Source organism: Nocardioides sp. 31GB23, from assembly GCF_040012395.1.
In the GTDB taxonomy this organism is placed as follows: domain Bacteria; phylum Actinomycetota; class Actinomycetes; order Propionibacteriales; family Nocardioidaceae; genus Nocardioides; species Nocardioides salarius.
Genome location: NZ_JBDYKJ010000093.1, coordinates 1 through 16,316, shown reverse-complemented (window position 1 = coordinate 16,316; position 16,316 = coordinate 1). Strand labels below are relative to the sequence as shown.

At 70.7% G+C, this 16,316-nt stretch carries 23 protein-coding genes and 1 pseudogene; 10 read left to right on the top strand and 14 right to left on the bottom strand.

Features of this window, described 5'->3' with window-relative positions:
- Positions 1-70 precede the first annotated feature (70 nt).
- The 6 genes from ABKW28_RS21000 to ABKW28_RS20975 all read right to left on the bottom strand — a co-directional run bounded on the left by ABKW28_RS21000 (position 71) and on the right by ABKW28_RS20975 (position 5,469).
- Complete coding sequence (locus ABKW28_RS21000) at positions 71-1,357, bottom strand: O-acetylhomoserine aminocarboxypropyltransferase/cysteine synthase family protein (RefSeq protein WP_348612979.1); 1,287 nt, start codon at positions 1,355-1,357, stop codon at positions 71-73.
- 290 nt (positions 1,358-1,647) lie between these two features.
- The gene (locus ABKW28_RS20995; protein ID WP_348612977.1) at positions 1,648-2,040 is read right to left on the bottom strand and encodes a hypothetical protein; all 393 of its coding nucleotides are present in this window, start codon (positions 2,038-2,040) and stop codon (positions 1,648-1,650) included.
- Positions 2,041-2,379: 339 nt separating this feature from the next.
- A complete protein-coding gene (locus ABKW28_RS20990) occupies positions 2,380-2,907 on the bottom strand; it encodes a hypothetical protein (protein WP_348612975.1) in 528 nt (175 codons plus the stop codon).
- On the bottom strand, positions 2,904-4,667 hold the full coding sequence (locus ABKW28_RS20985) for an alpha/beta hydrolase (protein WP_348612973.1): 1,764 nt from the start codon (positions 4,665-4,667) through the stop codon (positions 2,904-2,906). Before ABKW28_RS20985 ends, ABKW28_RS20990 begins: the two co-directional genes overlap by 4 nt.
- Complete coding sequence (locus tag ABKW28_RS20980; RefSeq protein ID WP_348612971.1) at positions 4,664-4,972, bottom strand: hypothetical protein; 309 nt, start codon at positions 4,970-4,972, stop codon at positions 4,664-4,666. The genes ABKW28_RS20985 and ABKW28_RS20980 overlap by 4 nt, the downstream gene beginning before the upstream one ends.
- A complete protein-coding gene (locus ABKW28_RS20975) occupies positions 4,969-5,469 on the bottom strand; it encodes a hypothetical protein (protein WP_348612969.1) in 501 nt (166 codons plus the stop codon). The genes ABKW28_RS20980 and ABKW28_RS20975 overlap by 4 nt, the downstream gene beginning before the upstream one ends.
- A 199-nt stretch (positions 5,470-5,668) precedes the next feature.
- On the opposite strand from ABKW28_RS20975, the gene ABKW28_RS20970 reads away from it, so the two are divergent.
- Both ABKW28_RS20970 and ABKW28_RS20965 read left to right on the top strand, forming a co-directional pair.
- Positions 5,669-6,085, top strand: a complete 417-nt coding sequence (locus tag ABKW28_RS20970; RefSeq protein ID WP_348612965.1) for an SHOCT domain-containing protein — start codon at positions 5,669-5,671, stop codon at positions 6,083-6,085.
- 69 nt (positions 6,086-6,154) lie between these two features.
- Positions 6,155-6,835 carry an SHOCT domain-containing protein gene (locus ABKW28_RS20965; protein ID WP_348612963.1) on the top strand — a complete coding sequence of 227 codons (681 nt, stop codon included), beginning with the start codon at positions 6,155-6,157 and terminating at the stop codon, positions 6,833-6,835.
- 18 nt (positions 6,836-6,853) lie between these two features.
- Here ABKW28_RS20965 and ABKW28_RS20960 read toward each other — a convergent pair whose 3' ends face one another.
- From ABKW28_RS20960 to ABKW28_RS20945, 4 genes are all read right to left on the bottom strand, one after another.
- Positions 6,854-7,267: a hypothetical protein gene (locus ABKW28_RS20960; protein WP_348612961.1), complete on the bottom strand. Its 414-nt coding sequence runs from the start codon at positions 7,265-7,267 to the stop codon at positions 6,854-6,856.
- 131 nt (positions 7,268-7,398) lie between these two features.
- The gene (locus ABKW28_RS20955) at positions 7,399-7,695 is read right to left on the bottom strand and encodes a DUF1416 domain-containing protein (RefSeq protein WP_348612959.1); all 297 of its coding nucleotides are present in this window, start codon (positions 7,693-7,695) and stop codon (positions 7,399-7,401) included.
- Entirely contained in the window at positions 7,695-8,552 is an 858-nt protein-coding gene (locus ABKW28_RS20950; protein WP_302709050.1) for a sulfurtransferase, read from the bottom strand. Before ABKW28_RS20950 ends, ABKW28_RS20955 begins: the two co-directional genes overlap by 1 nt.
- Positions 8,553-8,594: 42 nt before the next feature.
- Positions 8,595-9,125, bottom strand: a complete 531-nt coding sequence (locus ABKW28_RS20945; RefSeq protein WP_348612957.1) for a DUF4395 domain-containing protein — start codon at positions 9,123-9,125, stop codon at positions 8,595-8,597.
- Between the two features lie 312 nt (positions 9,126-9,437).
- Here ABKW28_RS20945 and ABKW28_RS20940 point away from each other — a divergent pair, with 312 nt between their 5' ends.
- The 4 genes from ABKW28_RS20940 (at position 9,438) to ABKW28_RS20925 (ending at position 12,625) form a co-directional block, all read left to right on the top strand.
- On the top strand, positions 9,438-9,758 hold the full coding sequence (locus ABKW28_RS20940) for a hypothetical protein (RefSeq protein WP_348612955.1): 321 nt from the start codon (positions 9,438-9,440) through the stop codon (positions 9,756-9,758).
- A gap of 290 nt (positions 9,759-10,048) precedes the next feature.
- Positions 10,049-11,092, top strand: a complete 1,044-nt coding sequence (locus tag ABKW28_RS20935) for a GDP-mannose 4,6-dehydratase (RefSeq protein WP_348612953.1) — start codon at positions 10,049-10,051, stop codon at positions 11,090-11,092.
- Positions 11,093-11,216: 124 nt separating this feature from the next.
- Entirely contained in the window at positions 11,217-11,777 is a 561-nt protein-coding gene (locus ABKW28_RS20930) for a DUF6318 family protein (RefSeq protein WP_348612951.1), read from the top strand.
- 455 nt (positions 11,778-12,232) lie between these two features.
- Positions 12,233-12,625, top strand: a complete 393-nt coding sequence (locus ABKW28_RS20925) for a hypothetical protein (protein WP_348612947.1) — start codon at positions 12,233-12,235, stop codon at positions 12,623-12,625.
- Positions 12,626-12,669: 44 nt separating this feature from the next.
- Here ABKW28_RS20925 and ABKW28_RS20920 read toward each other — a convergent pair whose 3' ends face one another.
- Both ABKW28_RS20920 and ABKW28_RS20915 read right to left on the bottom strand, forming a co-directional pair.
- Positions 12,670-12,990: a DUF4333 domain-containing protein gene (locus tag ABKW28_RS20920; RefSeq protein WP_348612945.1), complete on the bottom strand. Its 321-nt coding sequence runs from the start codon at positions 12,988-12,990 to the stop codon at positions 12,670-12,672.
- Between the two features lie 42 nt (positions 12,991-13,032).
- A complete protein-coding gene (locus tag ABKW28_RS20915) occupies positions 13,033-13,533 on the bottom strand; it encodes a thioredoxin family protein (RefSeq protein ID WP_348612943.1) in 501 nt (166 codons plus the stop codon).
- Between the two features lie 161 nt (positions 13,534-13,694).
- Between ABKW28_RS20915 and ABKW28_RS20910 the strand changes: the two genes are divergently transcribed.
- Entirely contained in the window at positions 13,695-13,883 is a 189-nt protein-coding gene (locus ABKW28_RS20910) for a hypothetical protein (RefSeq protein WP_302709059.1), read from the top strand.
- A gap of 107 nt (positions 13,884-13,990) precedes the next feature.
- Positions 13,991-14,152: a hypothetical protein gene (locus ABKW28_RS20905; protein ID WP_302709060.1), complete on the top strand. Its 162-nt coding sequence runs from the start codon at positions 13,991-13,993 to the stop codon at positions 14,150-14,152.
- A 79-nt stretch (positions 14,153-14,231) separates the two neighbouring features.
- On the opposite strand, the gene ABKW28_RS20900 is transcribed toward ABKW28_RS20905, so the two are convergent.
- Positions 14,232-14,522, bottom strand: coding sequence for an HU family DNA-binding protein (locus ABKW28_RS20900; protein ID WP_227492015.1), 291 nt, complete (start codon positions 14,520-14,522; stop codon positions 14,232-14,234).
- Between the two features lie 92 nt (positions 14,523-14,614).
- Entirely contained in the window at positions 14,615-14,896 is a 282-nt protein-coding gene (locus ABKW28_RS20895; protein WP_302709061.1) for a MerR family transcriptional regulator, read from the bottom strand.
- A gap of 173 nt (positions 14,897-15,069) precedes the next feature.
- On the opposite strand from ABKW28_RS20895, the gene ABKW28_RS20890 reads away from it, so the two are divergent.
- Both ABKW28_RS20890 and ABKW28_RS20885 read left to right on the top strand, forming a co-directional pair.
- Entirely contained in the window at positions 15,070-15,501 is a 432-nt protein-coding gene (locus ABKW28_RS20890) for an Hsp20/alpha crystallin family protein (protein ID WP_302709062.1), read from the top strand.
- A 156-nt stretch (positions 15,502-15,657) separates the two neighbouring features.
- A pseudogene (locus ABKW28_RS20885) lies at positions 15,658-16,316 on the top strand (hypothetical protein); the annotation flags it as partial.

Here is a 16,316-nt window from a genome sequence, read left to right as displayed (position 1 = left end):
GTCGTCCTCGGTGGCGAGGACGACCCGCTGGGGCACGGCGTCGAGAAGGGGACCACTCACTGGCTAGCGACTACTTGGTCGCGGCGAGGGCCTGCTCGAGGTCGGCGATGAGGTCCTCGACGTTCTCGATGCCGATCGAGAGGCGCACCATGTCCTCCGGCACGCCCGCGCCCACGAGCTCCTCGGGCGTGAGCTGGCTGTGGGTGGTGGTGGCGTTGTGGATCGCCAGCGACTTCGCGTCACCGATGTTGGCCAGGTGGCTGAAGAGCTCGAGCGCCTCGATGAAGGTCTTGCCGCCCTCGCGCCCCGACTTCACGCCGAAGCTCAGCAGGCCGCCGTACCCGTGGCCGGTGTGGATCTTGTCGGCCACCTCCTTGTAGGGGCTGTCGGGCAGACCGGGGTAGCTGACCCACGACACCTCGTCGTGGCCCTGGAGGTACTCCGCGACCGTGAGCGCGTTGGAGCTGTGGCGTTCCATGCGCAGGTGCAGCGTCTCGAGGCCCTGCAGGAACATCCACGAGTTCATCGGGGTGATCGCCGCGCCGGTGTTGCGCAGCAGCACCGTACGGGCGCGGATGATGTACGCCGCCGGGCCGGCGGCGTCGGTCCACACCGCGCCGTGGTAGGCCGGGTCGGGCTTGGTCAGGCCCGGGAACCGGTCGGAGTGCGCCGCCCAGTCGAAGTTGCCCGAGTCGACGATCACGCCACCGATCGAGGTGCCGTGGCCGCCGATGAACTTGGTCGCCGCGTGCACGACGACGTCGACGCCGTGCTCGAAGGGACGCACCAGGTAGGGCGTCGGGGCGGTGTTGTCGACCACGAACGGCAAGCCCTGCGCGTGCGCCGCGTCGGCCCAGGCCGGCAGGTCGATCACGTTGATGCGCGGGTTGCCGACGGTCTCGCCGAAGACCATCTTCGTCTTCCCGTCGACGTGCTTCGCCAGGTCCTCGGGCTTCTCCGGGTCGACGAAGCGCACCTCGATCCCGAACTGCGGCAGCGTGTGGGCGAACAGCGCGTAGGTGCCGCCGTAGAGCGTGGAGAGCGCCACGATGTTGTCGCCGGCGTAGCAGAGGTTGAGCACGGCGTAGGTCGTGGCCGCCGAGCCGCTCGCCGTCGCCAGCGAGCCGACGCCGCCCTCGAGCTGGGTCATCCGCTGCTCGAAGACGTCCTGGGTCGGGTTCATGATGCGGGTGTAGATGTTGCCCGGCTCGGCCAGCGCGAAGAGGTTCGCGGCGTGGTCGGTGTCGTTGAAGACGTAGGACGTCGTCTGGTAGATCGGCACGGCCCGGCTGTTGGTCGTCGGGTCGGCCTCCTCCTGGCCGGCGTGGACGGCCAGGGTCTCGGGGCGGTGCGTCATCGGTGCTCCTGCTCGGGTGGCTGGTGTCGGCTCAGCGGCTGCTGCGACCTCTCGAGACTAGGGAGGGGGCTCGTGGCTGGGTGGGTGTGTCCGCGTGGTGGGCGGGGGGTTGCGCAGCGGAGGCGCCGCCGTTGGTTGAGCAGGGAGCGCCGAAGGCTCGAGCGTCGCCGAAACCCAGTGACCGACCGGAGTGCGGCAAGTGGGCACGTCACCGGGTCTCGACGACGCTCCTCGCTGGCGTTCGTCGCTGCTCGCCCAACGAGGACGCCGTTGGTCGAGCAGCGAGGGGCTCAGGCCTTGCGCTTGACGACGCGCAGAGCGCGTCTCTCGCGCGACTCGCTGCACGGGTCCTCATCGCCGCGCTGGTACTTGGCGGCCAGACGGTGGGTTCCCGGGTCTCGCAGCTTGAAGGCGAAGCTCACGCGGTCCCTGACCGGCTTGCCAGCGGTCTTGACCACGTTCTTGGCCTCGTCCTTGACGACCAGCACCAGCTCCCCGGTGCAGATCACCTCGGAGTCACCGGCGGTACGCGGCCTGACCACGACGCGGATCTTCTCGCCGACCGTGGCCTTGCTCGGCGCACGCATCGCGACGTCGGTCGAGTAGTCGGCGGCGGAGAGCCCAGACGCACCTCCGGGGATGAGCAGCGCGGCGCCGACGAGCAAAGGGATGAGCTTCTTCATCGTGAACTCTTCTCTGCAGCATGCGGCGGTGTCGCGGTCGAACTCGCACCGAAGTGGATCACATGCGCGTCTGGCGGGCGTCAGGCGTGGTGCTCGCTGGTGGTTTCGAGACGGGACTTCGTCCCTCCTCAACCACCGCAACCGTTGTTGAGCAGCGAGGGCTGATGGCTCGAGCGTGTCGAGACCCGGTGACCGTGCGGCGTACGGCAGGCGTGATTCTCACTGGGTCTCGGCGACGATCGTCGCTGGTGCTCCTCACTGCTCGACCAACGAAGGCCCGGCGTGGTGCTCGACGGTGGTTTCGAGACGGGACTTCGTCCCTCCTCAACCAACGGTGGGTTACTCGACCAACGGGATCTCCTCGAGGTCCTCGGGGAGCTGCACGCTGCCGTCGGAGACCCGGATGCAGTCGTCGTCTCGGTCGAGGGAGAAGACCAGGGCGTCAGATCCCTCGCGCACCGTGTCGTCGAGGGAGAGCTGGAAGTCGTCGCGGGCCAGGCGGGCGTACGGCATGGGCGGCTCGTCGCCCCGGGCGTGCTCGCCCTCGTCGACGACCTCCCAGCCCTCCTCCTGCACGGCCTTGAGCGCGACAGCGAGCTGGTCGGCGTACGGCGCCGTCTCGGCGACCCGGCCGCCGACGACGAAGGTGAGGCCGGGCGCGGGCTCGCTCTGGCAGTAGTCCCCCTGACCCGCGGCGCTCTCGACCTCGAGCCCGGCGCCCTCGAGGGCCTCGACGACCTCGCCGCCGGTGGCCAGCAGCTGCTCGGAGAGCTGGTCGAGGTCGCTCATCGCCTCCTCGTCGTCGACGCCGCAGCCGGGCAGGGCGAGCAGCGCGAGCGCGGCGAGGGCCGCCTGGACGGCTCTCATGGCTGGTCCTGGGTGGTGTCGGAGCGGCCGGGCACGTCGCCGCTGGGCTCGCGCTCGCCCTCGGGGTCGTCGGCCCAGCGCCACCACGGGTCGTAGGACTGGTCGGCGCCGTTGACCGCGTCGTGCTGGCCGTCGACGATGCGCCCGAGGTTGTAGAGCGACTCGGAGTCGTGGTCGTAGTAGCGGCTGTGGTCCTCGAAGCTGCGGACGCCGCCCCGCTCGGTCGACTCGGCCTCGAAGCGGCGCGCGTCGAAGTCCTCCGACGACGGATCAATGCCCAGCCCGCCGGGGGTGTGCAGCCAACCCTCGTCGCCGAAGAACGTCACCGCGTCGCGGCTGTTGCGCCCCACCCACACGTTGCCCTCGCCGACGCTGAAGTCGTCGGCGGTGTCGGCGGGGCCCGCGCCCGGGCTGCCGATCAGGGCGACGTCGTCGGCGCCGAGGTCGTGGTCGGTGGCGGCGTACGACGTCGTGGTGGAGCCGTAGCTGTGGCCGATCACGGTCAGGTGGGCGTCGTCGCCCGGGCGGGAGGCGCGCAGGCCGTCGATGGCGTCGGCGAGGCGCTCGCCGCCGTCCTCGGCGCGCCCGCGGGTGATGGTGTCGAGGTCGATCGCGCCCTCGGGGGTGTCGTAGCCCAGCCAGAACATGGTCGCCACGCTCGAGCCGTCGCCGTTGAAGCGGGTCGCCTCGTAGAGGTTCGTCGCGTCGCTGACCCCGCCGACCACGTCGACCGTCTCGGTGGTGATGCCCGGCACGCTCACCGCCACGTCGGCGGCGGTGTCGGGGTCGCCGATCGCCACCGCGACCCGGCCGTCGCCGTCGAAGGCGCCCGGGTCGTAGAGCCACAGCCGCCCGCCCGGCTGCTCACCGGTGATCGGGTCGGTGAACCCGTCGGCGTCGGCCAGCGCGTCGCGGGTCTGCTCGGCGTTCTCGAGGCGCCGCTCCTCCTCGGCGCTGAGGGTGCCGTCGTCGCGCTGGCTGGCCAGGGTGGCCAGGTCGTCGTCGAGCAGCAGCCGGTTGGCCTCGTCGCGCACGCCGGCGGGCAGGCCGTCGGCCTGGCCGAGCAGGCTGGGGTACGACGCCAGCGCGGCCTGCTGCTGCGCTTCGGTCAACCCGGCCCACCAGCGCTGCACCTCGCTCGGGCTCGCGCCGCTCCCGGGCGCGCCGGCGCGGCCCATCGCCTCGACGGCGGTGTCGCTCGCGCCGCCGGTGGCCGAGAGGGCGTCGCGCAGGCTGGTGCCGGCCTCGAACGCCTGGCGCAGCCGCTGCTCGTTCTCCCGCACCGCGCGCTGCAGGTCGGCGTGGTCCTCGACGAGGCGGCGGTAGGCCAGGCGCAGGTCGGCTGCTCGACCCCGCATGACCTCGATGTCCTGCGGGGTGGCGTCGGTGATGGCGTTGATGTCGGCGACCAGACCGCTGCGGTCGGCGTCGAGGTCGCGCTTGCGGGCCATCAGGTCGTCGGCGGTGGCCTGGTGGGCGCGCAGGTCGTCGGCGTACGCCGCCACCGCGCGCGCGACCCGGCGCAGGGTGGTGGCCATCGCGTCGTGCTCGTCGCCGGCGCGGCCGGCGGCCTCGCGGTAGGCGTCGTAGGCCTCGCCCCACCAGCCCTGCAGCGCCTGGAGGTGGCCGGCCTCGGTGGCGACCTCGTCGTAGCGCCCGACCGCGGTGAAGAGCCGCTCCGCGAGCTGGTCGGCGCCCGCCGGGGAGCCCTCGGGCTCGCGGACCTCCGGCTCGGAGGCCGGGATGGTGATGGTGGTCATCGGGCGGGCCCCAGGCGGCTGTCGAGGTCCTCCATGTCGCCGCGGGTGCTGCTGTCTGCGGCGGCGGTGCGGGCCGCGACCTCCTCCAGCGCGGTGGAGAAGCCGTCGACGATGGCGGCGCTCTCGCCCGCGTAGCCCTCCCAGGCGCTCAGGAACGCCCGCGCCGCGCCCTGGCACTCCGGCGCCAGCCCGCCCGTAGGGGCGGCGCCGAGGTCGCGGGCGGTCTCCTCGAGCAGCTCGCCCAGGCTCGCCCAGCGCTCGCTGCCGGCGCGCAGCGCGTTGTACTCCAGCCCCATGTGGCTCATCGCTCCGCCGCCTCCGACCCGCTGCGGTGGCGCAGCACGACCCGCCCGGTCTCGGGCACCACGAGCAGCAGCAGCTCGGCGCGGTCGCTGCCGTCGGGACGACCCGCCTGCACGCGGGGCAGCCCCTCGGCGGGGGCGAGCACGTGCCACCCGGCCTCGCGCAGCGCCTCGGCCGCGCGGCGTACGACGGCCTGGGCGGTGTCCGGCGCGACCGACTCGCCGCCCTCGCGGGTCCAGGTGGTCTCCAGGCGGCCCTGGGTCCGGCGCTCCGCGGTCTCGGTGGGCTCGTCACCACCGACTGCGATCGCCCACAGCCGGCTCAGGAGCTCGGGGTCGGCAGGTGGCTGGTCAGGTGCCTGGTCGGATGGCTGCTCGGTCGGCTCGCCAGCAGCCCGCTCGGGCGGGAGCAGGACGATATCGACGTCGGGGTGCCGCCGGCGTACCGGCGCCCAGAACGGGTCGGTGGCGGCCGGGTCCGCCTTGCTCTCGTCGGGCACGGCCCCCACCTACCCACCCCCCCACGTGCGTACACAACGCCGAGCAGTCAGTTGTGCACCATCGACCGGTCACTAATGCACCGCGACCGCTGCCGTCACCGAACGAACACCGCCTCCTGCTGACCTGACCTGCTGGGATCTCGACCTAGGATGTGCCTCGGCCGGGGCGGCCGAAGCAAGATCGACGCAAGGGGACGACGTGGGTCTGGCCGACGACATCGACGGTCTCTCGGCGCTGCACCGCGACGGGGCGCTCACCGATGAGGAGTTCGCACGCGCCAAGCGCCGCCTGCTCGACGGCGCCAGGAGCGCGGAAGGTGCCGATCCCCGGTCCCAGCACGACAGCCCTGGCCGGGGCCGATCCTCGCCCGGACTGACGCGCCGAGCATGGGTGGTGGGCGGCGCGGCAGTCGTGGCGCTGGCCGTCTTGGCCTCCGGCATCGGCATTGCCCTATCGGGCGGTGACGGCCAGCAGCGTGAGGACGCGAACTGCCAGCAGATCGCCGACGACCTCGCAGCGGAAGGCCGGCCCATGGCCGAGCTCTACCCCACGCTGAGGGGCATGGGCTGCGGCGAGTGGCTCGACGAGCAGTTCGAGAACAACGGCGCAGGGTGAACCCTGTTGTCCCCCAGAGGGGGCTCGGGCCACGAGGTCCAGCTCCACGAGCAGGAAGAACGAATCTGAATGTCGGTCCCTGACCAGCTGCGCAAGCTCGCAGAGCTGCACGCAGACGGAAGTCTCACCGATGACGAGTTCGCCCGGGCCAAGTCGCAGCTGCTGGGTGAAGACGACGCTTCGGCGACCGGCGCGACGGACGCTCACCACGCGGACCGTGTCCCTCACGGGACGCCGGCAGCATCAACCTCGCGCTTGACGCGGAAGCGAGTGGTCCTGCTGTCCGTCGGGGCAGTTGTCCTCGTGGGCCTGGCAGCGACCGCGACCGCGGTCGTCGCTGGAAGCGACGACCCCTCCGGTTCGCAGGCGAGACCCGCAACATCCTCCGAGACACCGCTCGACGATGCGGCCTCGGAGTCCGCGGTGTCGCCCACACCCGCACCCACCTCACCCGAGGTGCCCGAACCTCAGGACTCGGACTTCCGGGCCGTCGCGATCTACACGGTGCAGACCGAGACCCAGAGCTTCGCCGGTGCGTCCGACTCCCTGGTGAAAGACCTGCTCGAGCTCACGTGCTTCGGCTTGCTGAGCACGGACGGCAAGAACGTCGATGACTTTGGCATCGAGCTCGCGGAGGTTGGCCTCGACTCGGCCGGCGTCAAGAAGGCCGAGTACCCGGTGATGATGCGCGCAGCGACCGCGTTCTGCCCCAAAGCCTTCGACGACATCGCAGCCCGCTACGGCGGCTGACGAGGCGCGGCCGGAGAATCACTCCTCGGTGATGATCATGTTGAGACCGCTGTCCGGGTGGTAGGACCACTTGTAGGTCAGCGTCGCCTCGGTCACCTCCTGCAGCCCCATGAGTGAGGTGGTCGCATCGACCTGGGCCGTGACTGCCGCTGACGTCCCCAGCAGCGAGAACAGGCAGTTGACCGGTTGGGTGGCCCCGTACTCCGTCCGCGTCTCCACCAGGACGGTGCGTCCTGCATCGGCCATGGAGATGACCTCCGTGACGTCGTCCGCGTCGCAAGCAGCGAAGGCCTCCGGCAGCCGCGGCTCGGGGGTGGTTGAGAGCACCGCCTCAGGGCTCGGCACGGTGGCCTCGGGACCGTCCCCACCACATGCCCCGAAGCCCATCACCATGACGCCGAGCAGGCAGGCAGTGCGAAGAACCGTGAACATGCTGAATTCAAGCACCCCACACTGAGCCGTCCCGACATGACCTCATGCACGTGTCCTCTCTGGGCGGAGACGCAACGAACCCCCGTGCCGCTGCACGGGGGCTCGCTGGGATCCATGGTGCCAGAGATGGCTCAGACGCTGATGGAGACCTCGGCGACCTCGCCCACCTGGGCGTGGACCTGGCGGTCCACGGGGTCGGCCTTGGGGGCCAGGGTGCGCAGGGTCCACTCGCCGTTGCCGGCGAAGAACCGGAAGTGCCCGGTCGCGGAGGTGGGGACCTCGGCGGTGAACTCGCCGGTGCGGTCGAGCAGGCGCACGTAGGCGCTGGCCACCGGCTCACCGTCGCGCAGCACCTGCCCCTGCACCACGGCCTCCTTGGCCACGTCGATGCCGTCGAGCGAGAGACCGCCCTGCGTCGCGCCGCACATCAGGCGTCCTCGGCGGTGCCGGGCTCGTCGCCGAGCGCGATCGGGACACCCACGAGCGAGCCGTACTCGGTCCAGGAGCCGTCGTAGTTCTTCACGTTCTGGTGGCCGAGGAGCTCCTTGAGCACGAACCAGGTCAGCGACGAGCGCTCACCGATGCGGCACAGCGCGATGGTGTCCTTGGAGTCGTCGATGCCGACCTCGGCGTAGAGCGCCTTGAGGTCCTCGTCGGACTTGAAGGTGCCGTCGTCGTTGCAGTTCTTGCTCCACGGCACGTTGAGGCTGGTCGGCACGTGGCCGGCGCGCTGGGCCTGCTCCTGCGGCAGGTGGGCCGGGGCGAGCAGGCGGCCGGCGTACTCGTCGGGGCTGCGCACGTCGATCAGGTTCTGGGTGCCGATCGCGGCGACGGTGTCGTCGCGGAAGGCGCGGATCGAGCGGTCCTGCTCGGTCGCGGTGTACGACGTCTTCTCGCGGCTGGGCACCTCGTCGGTGAGCGGGCGCGAGTCGAGCTCCCACTTCTTGCGGCCGCCGTCCATCAGCTTGACGTCGGCGTGGCCGTAGAGCGTGAAGTACCAGTAGGCGTAGGCGGCGAACCAGTTGTTGTTGCCGCCGTAGAGCACCACGGTGTCGTCGTTGGCGACACCGCGCTCGCTGAGCAGCTCCTCGAACTGGCGCTTGTTGACGAAGTCGCGGCGCACCTGGTCCTGCAGGTCGGTGGTCCAGTCGAGCTTGATCGCGCCGGCGATGTGGCCCTTGTCGTAGGCGGTCGTGTCCTCGTCGACCTCGATGAGGACGACGTTGTCGTCGTGGGCGTGCTCCTCCACCCACTGGGTGGTGACGAGGCTGGTCTCGCGGGTCATAGAAAGGCCTTTCGTTGACGTGCAGGGAAGTGTGTGAAGGTCTCAGGAGGTGGCGCGCTTGATCAGCAGGTACATCTCGCAGCCGAGGCAGAACCGGAAGACGGCGTTGAGGGTGGCGGCGACCAGCGCGAAGCCGATCGCGACCTGGGCCAGGACTGTGAGGCCGGCGGCGTACCCGGCGATCGCGACCAGGGTGAAGACCAGGCCGACGCTCTGCGCGAAGCGCGGCGGGGCCGGGTCCTCGAGCTCGTCGGGGGCGGCGAGCCGGGGGCGGATGAACCGCTTGAAGGCCCACGCGTGCGGGGTGTGCTGCACGCCGCGGGCGGCGCCGAGCGCGAAGAGGGAGGCCTGGGCGATGGTCAGCACCAGCGCCGCGAGCGGCGGCAGGCCGAGGATCGCGATCAGCACCAGGGCGGTGACGCCGGCGGCGAACTGCGGGCCGCGGGGGTCGATGCCGCCGGCGGGCGGCCGGACCTGCTGGTTGTCCTGACCGGTGGCCTGGCTGGTGGTCCGACCAGTGGTCTGGACCTGCGGGGCGGGCGCGGAGGTGCGCTCGGTGGTCGTGCTCGACATGTCTCTCCTGAGGATGGCGTCGCCGGAACGGCTGGAACCGCGGCCCTGTGGGTCGCGGTCGACGGCGCTGCGCGTGCTCAGACGAGGAGCAGGAGGAAAGGCAGCGCCGTCACGACATCCGACACAGGCTCGAGCGCATGCGGCAGTGGTCGACTGCGCGCCGCTTCGTGAGCCAAGTCGTGATCATGTGGGTGACAATACGATCCGCACCTCGGGTATTCCGCATCACGTCTCACCAATCGGACACGCGTCTTGCATGATGAGAAAGGTTACCGGCGCGTCACTTCTCCAGCGAAAGGTCGTTGGCCTGACATGACCCGATACACCGGACGTCGCATCGTCAGCCTGTTCCCGGGCCTGGACCAGACCCTGCAGGACGCCCTGCTCGCCGCCATCGAGAACGTGCTCATCGAGGCGGAGGCAGAACGCATCTGGATCGAGGAGTCCCCCAGCCATGACCTACGGGTGCACGCACACCTGCCGCCCGTCGACGCGCAGCCGGCGCCCGTGGTGCCGATCGGGAACGCTCCGTCGGCCGCCACGATCCAGATCCGGTCGTCGGTCTCAGTGGAGCCGGGCGCGACCGACGAGTCGCCCGCGGGCGGCCGCCCTGACACGGGGGCGGTGGAGTAGCCGGCGCTGGTGCAGCTCGCCGGAGCACCCGCACTCGTCGCCGCCGTAGTAGGACCACGGGTCGTCGACCAGCACGTGGCAGCAGCGCTGCGACCACACCAGCGGCTCCAGCGCCCGCTGCACCGGCCCCAGGCAGGAGTGACCGCACTGGGGACAGGTCGTCGTGGGCGCTCGGTGCAGCAGACTCATCTGCCCAGGACACACCCCGGGGCGTCGCGTGGGGCGCGGCGCCGGCGTACGTCACCAAGATCGGGGACGCGCGAAAGGCGCGACGCTAGGGTCGTCGCACCATGAGCACCCGACCCGCCGGCCGCACGCGCACCGCCCTCGTGACCGGCGTGGCCGGCCAGGACGGCGTCTACCTGGCCCGGCACCTGCGCTCGCTGGGCTACCACGTGGTCGGCACGCTGCGCCCAGGCAGCCGGTGGGCGCCGCTGACGCTGGGGCGGGCCTACGCCTACCTCGACGGCGTGCAGCTGGTCGACCTCGACCAGCGCGACCACGAGGGCTGGGCGGCGGTGCTCGAGGGGCTGCAGCCCGACGAGATCTACAACCTCGCCGGCTTCTCGTCGGTGGGCGCGTCGTGGGGGCACGCCGAGGTGGTCGCCGAGACCAACGGGCTCGCGGTGCTGCGGATGCTCGAGGAGCTCGTCGCCTTCCGCGACCGGCACGGCTGGTCGCCGCGGTTCTTCCAGCCCTCGAGCTCGGAGATGTTCGGGACCTCCGACCAGCAGCCCCAGACCGAGGGCACCCCCCACCACCCGCGCTCGCCGTACGCCGCGTCGAAGTCGTTCGCCCACCACCTGGTCGTCAACTACCGCGAGTCCTACGGGCTGTTCACCGCCACCGGCACCCTCTACAACCACGAGAGCCCGCTGCGCGGCGAGCAGTTCGTGACCCGCAAGATCACCCGCTCGGTCGCCGAGATCGCGCTCGGGCGGCGCGACGAAGTGGTGCTGGGCAACCTCGACGTACGCCGCGACTGGGGTTTCGCCGGCGACTACGCGGTCGCGATGCAGCGGATGCTGCAGCTCGACGACCCGCAGGACTTCATCGTCGCCACCGGCGCCTCCCGGCCCCTGGCCGAGGTGGTGGAGGTGGCCTTCGCCGCCGCGGGGCTCGGCTCGCCCGAGGGCTACCTGCGCCAGGACCCGGCGCTGATGCGCCCCGCCGACGTCGCCGACCTCGTGGGCGACCCGACCAAGGCGCGCGAGCAGCTCGGCTGGACCCCCAGCGTCTCGTTCGAGCAGGTCATCGAGCACATGGTGCGCGTCGACGTGTCCCGGCTCGAGCGGGGTGTCGAGGACGCGGCCGACTACCTCTCGCCCGCCTGACCTGCGGGCGCTGCGGGGCTTGTCCACAGGCGCCAGGTGAGACCTGGCGCCGAACTGGGTAGGTCTCTACCGTGAATCGCGCCCACCCCGCTCCCGTGGGCGCCCTCTCGGGAAAGCAGAACAGATGAGACGACACCTCGCGTACGCCGCCGGCGCGGCCGCGCTCGCCCTGGCCGGTTGCGGTGGAGACGACCCCACGCCCCAGGTCGCCGACCCGACTCCCACCGCGAGCGTCTCGGCCTCGCCGAGTGCGAGTGCGGCGGTGGAGAAAGAGGCGTGGGAGAAGAAGACTGATGACGGTGCGGTTGCGTTTGTCGAGCACTGGCTCGAGGTCTTCAGCACGGCCTTTCAGACCGGAGAGGTGCGTGAACTTCAGGCACTCCACGCGAACTCTTGCAGCGCCTGTGCTGGTTTTGAGCAACTGATTTCGGATGCCTGGGACAGCGGAGGAAGCATTGAGGGCGCGGCGTGGACCGCGTCCAGCCTGGCCCCCTCGCAGAACCCTCCCGACGGCAAGGCAGCAATCTCGGTCACCGTTGAGCAACCCAAGCAAGTGATCCTCGAAAGCGACGGCACCAAGCAGCAGACACCAGCGGGTAGCGCTGACTATCTCTTCGAACTGAACTGGACAGGTGGAGAATGGCAGGTCGCCAACTTCACCATCGCGACCAGCGAGACGTCATGAGGGCGTTGGTCGCGATCGTCGGGTTCCTCGCGATGGTCTGCGCGGCTCCACCGGCCACTGCAGACCCCGGCGACTCGAACGCAGGCGGTTCAGCGGGAGCCTCATACTTCAACGCTTGGTTGGAGGAGCACCAAGCGAGCCAGACGTCGTCTGCCACCGAGGCTGCGTCCGGATCGACCAGTCAGGTCGAATACATTCTGGACCCTCAGTGCGTCCGCGGGGATGGCATCGCAGGACCCAATGCGTTCTATGGCTGCGCAGGTGCCGCGACCTGCGGCAATGACGGGACGCTCTACAACGTCTGGGCGCAGTACCCGGACGGGAGTACCAGCCTGCAACCCCAACAGTGCATCGAGCCCGGCGACCCCGTCGCCGCAGCAACCGCACCCGTCCTGACCCCGGGCCGCATCCTCGAGGCCTTCCGCCGCATCCCCCTGCCGGAGGCACCCCTGGAGGTGCAGCCGCCGGGCGGGGAGACGCTGGTCAACTTCGACACGATCCTGCACACGCAGGCCGAGCCGTTCACCGAGACCGTCCAGCTGCTCGGGCGCCCGGTCACCTTCGACATCAGCCCGGCCAGCTTCACCTGGAGCCTCGGCAACGGCGAGACCATGACCACCACCGACCCCGGGCGGCCCTGGGCGCGCGGCGTGCCGATGGACCAATACGTCTCGCACCGCTACACCGAGGCCGGCCCCGTCACGCTCGACCTCACCACCACGTGGGGCGCACGGTGGCGGCTGGGCAACGGGCCGTGGCGCGACGTCGACGGCACGGTCACCATGACCAGCCCCGCGCAGGACCTCCAGGTCCGCACCGCCCAGCCGCAGCTGGTCTCCTACGAGTAGCTCCCGGTGGCCGCTGACGCCTCAAGCCTGCGCACCCACGGCCGTCACGACTGCCCGTCCGCCGGGTCCTCGACCGCGATGTCGAAGAGTGCTCGACCGTCCTCGACCGAGGTGACCTCCACCGTGACGTCGAGCTCGTCCTCGCCGGCCGTGAGCACGCAGACCACCGTCGCCCCGACCTCACTGTCCAGGTCCTCGGGGCACTCGACGTCGTCGGGGGCGACCCCGACCTCGTTCTCCAGCTGGGTGGAGATCTCCTGCTCGAGCTCGTCGCGCTCGATCGACGACGTGATCGAGCACCCCGCAGCCAGGAGGACGATGGCGGTCGTGGCGACCAGGGACGCGAGCCTGCCGGGTGCCTTCACAACTCCATCATGAGCCGACGTCGAGGGGGTCAAACCCCGGGATCAGGCCGGAGGTGCCGAGCCGTCGCCCACGACCGAGCCGAGGGTCGCCAGCACGGTCTCCTTGCGCGGCGCCCCCGCGGCGCGGGTGGCCTCGCGGCCCGACGCGTCGAGGACGAGGGTGGTGGGGGTGCGCAGCACGTCGAGGCGGCGTACGAGGTCGAGGTGGTGCTCGGCGTCGACCTCGAGGTGCACCACGCCCGGCACCAGCTCGACCACCTCGCTCAGCGTGCGACGCGTCGCGCGGCAGGGCGCGCAGAACGCCGAGGAGAACTGCACGAAGGTCGCCCGCTCCCCCAGCTGCGCGTCGGGCACGGCCGCGACGACGTCGTCCCAGACGGTCCGCTCGGCCACCGCCGGCTCCGCGGCCGCTGCATCGGCGCCACCGGCAGCACCACGCACCTCGTGAGTGCCGCGGAACCGCCCGTCCGTCAGGGCGCGGTAGGCACCGAAGGCGAGAGCGATCACGACGGCCGCGAGGGCGATCCACAGTCCGGTAGGCACGTCCGCGTCAACAGCGCGTCACGGCCGCACATTCCACCTCGCGCCCGCACCGACCAGGGCCACGCCCACCGAGGTCTGGACCACCGCCGGATTTTTACATCCGCCGACGGTTCAAGCGACGAACTACCGGGCATCAGGGCAAGAAGACCTTGGAGGGCAACATGGACCTGCTGATCGCGACGACGCTCGTCGTCTGCCTGTGGTGCCTGGCGCCCCTGCCGCTGGCCGTCGCCATCGGACGCGCCTTCCGCGACGGCCACAAGCTCGACGTCCACCAGATCGAGGCGGCCGTCGCCACCCTCGGGCGACCCGGGAGTGACAGGACGCACTTCCAGTCCGACTCCTGCTGAGGCATGATGGTCTAGTCCACCGCGGATTCTCTGCCATCCCCCTGACACGCCGGCACAGCAACCGCACAGTGGATCACCAGGCCGTTCCCCACCCCCCAGGGAGACCCGTGCTGACCACCCTCACCCTCATCGCGCTCGCGCTCGTCGCGTGGGCGGCCCTCTCGCTCGTCGCCGGCATCGTCGTCGGCTCGCTGCTGCGCCGTGGCCAGCCGCCCGCCGACGTACGCCGCCACCCGGCGCCCCCGCGCCTGGTGCAGTCCGCCGCCTGAGCGAGACACACCCACCAACGACCGAGGGCCGGGCTCCGCGTGAAGCGGAGCCCGGCCCTCGTTGGCGTCAGTGGCTGGATCAGCCGGAGACGGCCTTCTTGAACGCGGCCGCGGCCTTGAAGCCGGGGACGGTCGTCGCGGCGATCTGCATGGTCTCGCCGGTCTGCGGGTTGCGACCCTCGCGAGCCGAACGCTCACGGGGCTCGAAGGTGCCGAAACCGGCGATGCTCACGCGCTCACCCTTGGCCACAGCCGAGACGATCGCCGACAGCGCGGCGTCGACGGCACGCTCGGCGTCGGCACCGGTCAGCCCGGTCTCCTTGGCCACGGTCTCGCGAAGCTCTCCCTTGTTCATGCAGTTCTCCTTCATCATGTTGCTCGTCGTGGGGTCCGTCGTTCACCGCACCCTAACCAGCAAACCCCCCGAAACCGCGACCTGGCGGGCCTTTCTCCCGGTTTTTCTCAGTCTCGGCGCCTCGAGGCGAGCTGTGAGCGCAGTCGGCGCACCTCCGCCTCGAGCTCCAGCACCCGCGCCACGCCCGCCAGGTTGAGGCCGTCGGCGAGCAGCTCGCGGATGCGGTGCAGCACCTCGATGTCGGCCTCGCTGTAGAGCCGGTTGCCGCCCTCGGTGCGGTCGGGGTTGAGCAGGCCGCGCCGCTCGTAGACGCGCAGGTTCTGCACCTCCATGCGCACCATCTGCGCCGCCACCGAGATCGCGAACACCCCCTGGGCTCGCACCGCCATCGCCGCCACCTCCGTCTCGGCCGAATCTCAGAGAATTCTCAGCCCCGCCACTTGAGTCTGACCTACTGGATGGATTACAACAAACCTGTAACCACGAATACAGGTACGGCGGGCTTACGCAGACCGTCTGGACCATCCGACCGACCACCATCCGAACTCAAGGAGGACACCCCATGTTGCTGCGATCCACCGACCCCTTCCGCGACTTCGACCGCCTGACCCAGCAGCTGCTGGGGACGACGAACCGCCCGGCCGTCATGCCGATGGACGCCTGGCGCGAGGGCGAGCAGTTCGTCATCGAGCTCGACGTGCCGGGCGTCAACCGCGAGAGCATCGACCTCGACGTCGAGCGCAACGTGCTGACCGTGCGCGCCGAGCGCGTCGCCCGGAACGGCGACTGGGAGCGGTTGGCCTCCGAGCGACCCACCGGCGTCTTCAGCCGCCAGCTGGTCCTCGGCGACAACCTCGACCTCGACCGCATCGAGGCGACGTACGACGCCGGCGTGCTGCGCCTGGTCGTGCCGGTCGCCGAGAAGGCGAAGCCGCGCAAGATCGAGATCGGATCCACCTCTCCCGAGCGCGAGACCAGCGCCATCGAGAGCTGAGCCCGACCCCTGCACACCGCGAACGGCCGCCCCGCTCGGGGCGGCCGTTGGCGCATCTCCAGCCGCGATGCACGGCGTCGCGACAGGTGCGAGAAGTTCTCCACAGATTGTCGAACTGGTGTTCCCATCCTCTCTGTGCCTTGAGAGAATGAACCCATGACGGTCCAGGCGCTCCCCACCCCCACCGCGGCCCCCGCGGTGAGCGAGGCGAGCGCCCACCTGGCCCGGGCCCACGAGGTCGCGCTCGACCGGGTGCACCGCGACGAGCTCGGCCAGCTGCTCACCACACTGGCGACCCTGGAGTCCCAGACCGAGGCGCTGCGCCTCAAGGTCCTCGCCGAGGCCGAACGCCGCCAGGTCGCCGCCGACGAGGCCGCCACCGGCACCGACGCCTGGGCCGCCGCACTGACCGGCACTACCCGCGAGATCAACGCCGGCGGACTCCACCTCGCCCAGCTCCTCAAGACCAAGTACCACCACACACGTGAGGCCTACGCCGCCGGGCAGCTGCGCGCCGACCAGGTCCGCGTCATCGTCCGCGCCGCCGAACAAGCACCCCTCGAAACCACCCCCGAGCAGCTCTCGGCCGCCGAGGAGGTCCTGGTCAACAAGGCCACCGGCATCGGCACCAGGTCAGGTCGAGCCATGAACGCCAAACGACTACGGCAAGCCGCCCGACGGATGCTCGACATCGTCGACCGCGACCTGGCCGACAAGCACGAAGCGATCATGCTCGGCCGCGAGTCCCGCCGCGCCAAGCACGAGACCTACCTCGCCCTGCACGACAACGGCGACGGCACCTACTCCGGCAAGTT

Excerpts from the sequence above, each read along its gene's own strand:
- ABKW28_RS21000 (WP_348612979.1), bottom strand. The coding sequence starts at position 1,357 with ATGACGCACCGCCCCGAGACCCTGGCCGTCCACGCCGGCCAGGAGGAG.
- ABKW28_RS20995 (WP_348612977.1), bottom strand. The coding sequence starts at position 2,040 with ATGAAGAAGCTCATCCCTTTGCTCGTCGGCGCCGCGCTGCTCATCCCC.
- ABKW28_RS20990 (WP_348612975.1), bottom strand. The coding sequence starts at position 2,907 with ATGAGAGCCGTCCAGGCGGCCCTCGCCGCGCTCGCGCTGCTCGCCCTG.
- ABKW28_RS20985 (WP_348612973.1), bottom strand. The coding sequence starts at position 4,667 with ATGACCACCATCACCATCCCGGCCTCCGAGCCGGAGGTCCGCGAGCCC.
- ABKW28_RS20980 (WP_348612971.1), bottom strand. The coding sequence starts at position 4,972 with ATGAGCCACATGGGGCTGGAGTACAACGCGCTGCGCGCCGGCAGCGAG.
- ABKW28_RS20965 (WP_348612963.1), top strand. The coding sequence starts at position 6,155 with ATGTCGGTCCCTGACCAGCTGCGCAAGCTCGCAGAGCTGCACGCAGAC.
- ABKW28_RS20960 (WP_348612961.1), bottom strand. The coding sequence starts at position 7,267 with ATGTTCACGGTTCTTCGCACTGCCTGCCTGCTCGGCGTCATGGTGATG.
- ABKW28_RS20955 (WP_348612959.1), bottom strand. The coding sequence starts at position 7,695 with ATGTGCGGCGCGACGCAGGGCGGTCTCTCGCTCGACGGCATCGACGTG.
- ABKW28_RS20950 (WP_302709050.1), bottom strand. The coding sequence starts at position 8,552 with ATGACCCGCGAGACCAGCCTCGTCACCACCCAGTGGGTGGAGGAGCAC.
- ABKW28_RS20945 (WP_348612957.1), bottom strand. The coding sequence starts at position 9,125 with ATGTCGAGCACGACCACCGAGCGCACCTCCGCGCCCGCCCCGCAGGTC.
- ABKW28_RS20940 (WP_348612955.1), top strand. The coding sequence starts at position 9,438 with ATGACCCGATACACCGGACGTCGCATCGTCAGCCTGTTCCCGGGCCTG.
- ABKW28_RS20935 (WP_348612953.1), top strand. The coding sequence starts at position 10,049 with ATGAGCACCCGACCCGCCGGCCGCACGCGCACCGCCCTCGTGACCGGC.
- ABKW28_RS20930 (WP_348612951.1), top strand. The coding sequence starts at position 11,217 with ATGAGACGACACCTCGCGTACGCCGCCGGCGCGGCCGCGCTCGCCCTG.
- ABKW28_RS20910 (WP_302709059.1), top strand. The coding sequence starts at position 13,695 with ATGGACCTGCTGATCGCGACGACGCTCGTCGTCTGCCTGTGGTGCCTG.
- ABKW28_RS20900 (WP_227492015.1), bottom strand. The coding sequence starts at position 14,522 with ATGAAGGAGAACTGCATGAACAAGGGAGAGCTTCGCGAGACCGTGGCC.
- ABKW28_RS20895 (WP_302709061.1), bottom strand. The coding sequence starts at position 14,896 with ATGGCGGTGCGAGCCCAGGGGGTGTTCGCGATCTCGGTGGCGGCGCAG.
- ABKW28_RS20890 (WP_302709062.1), top strand. The coding sequence starts at position 15,070 with ATGTTGCTGCGATCCACCGACCCCTTCCGCGACTTCGACCGCCTGACC.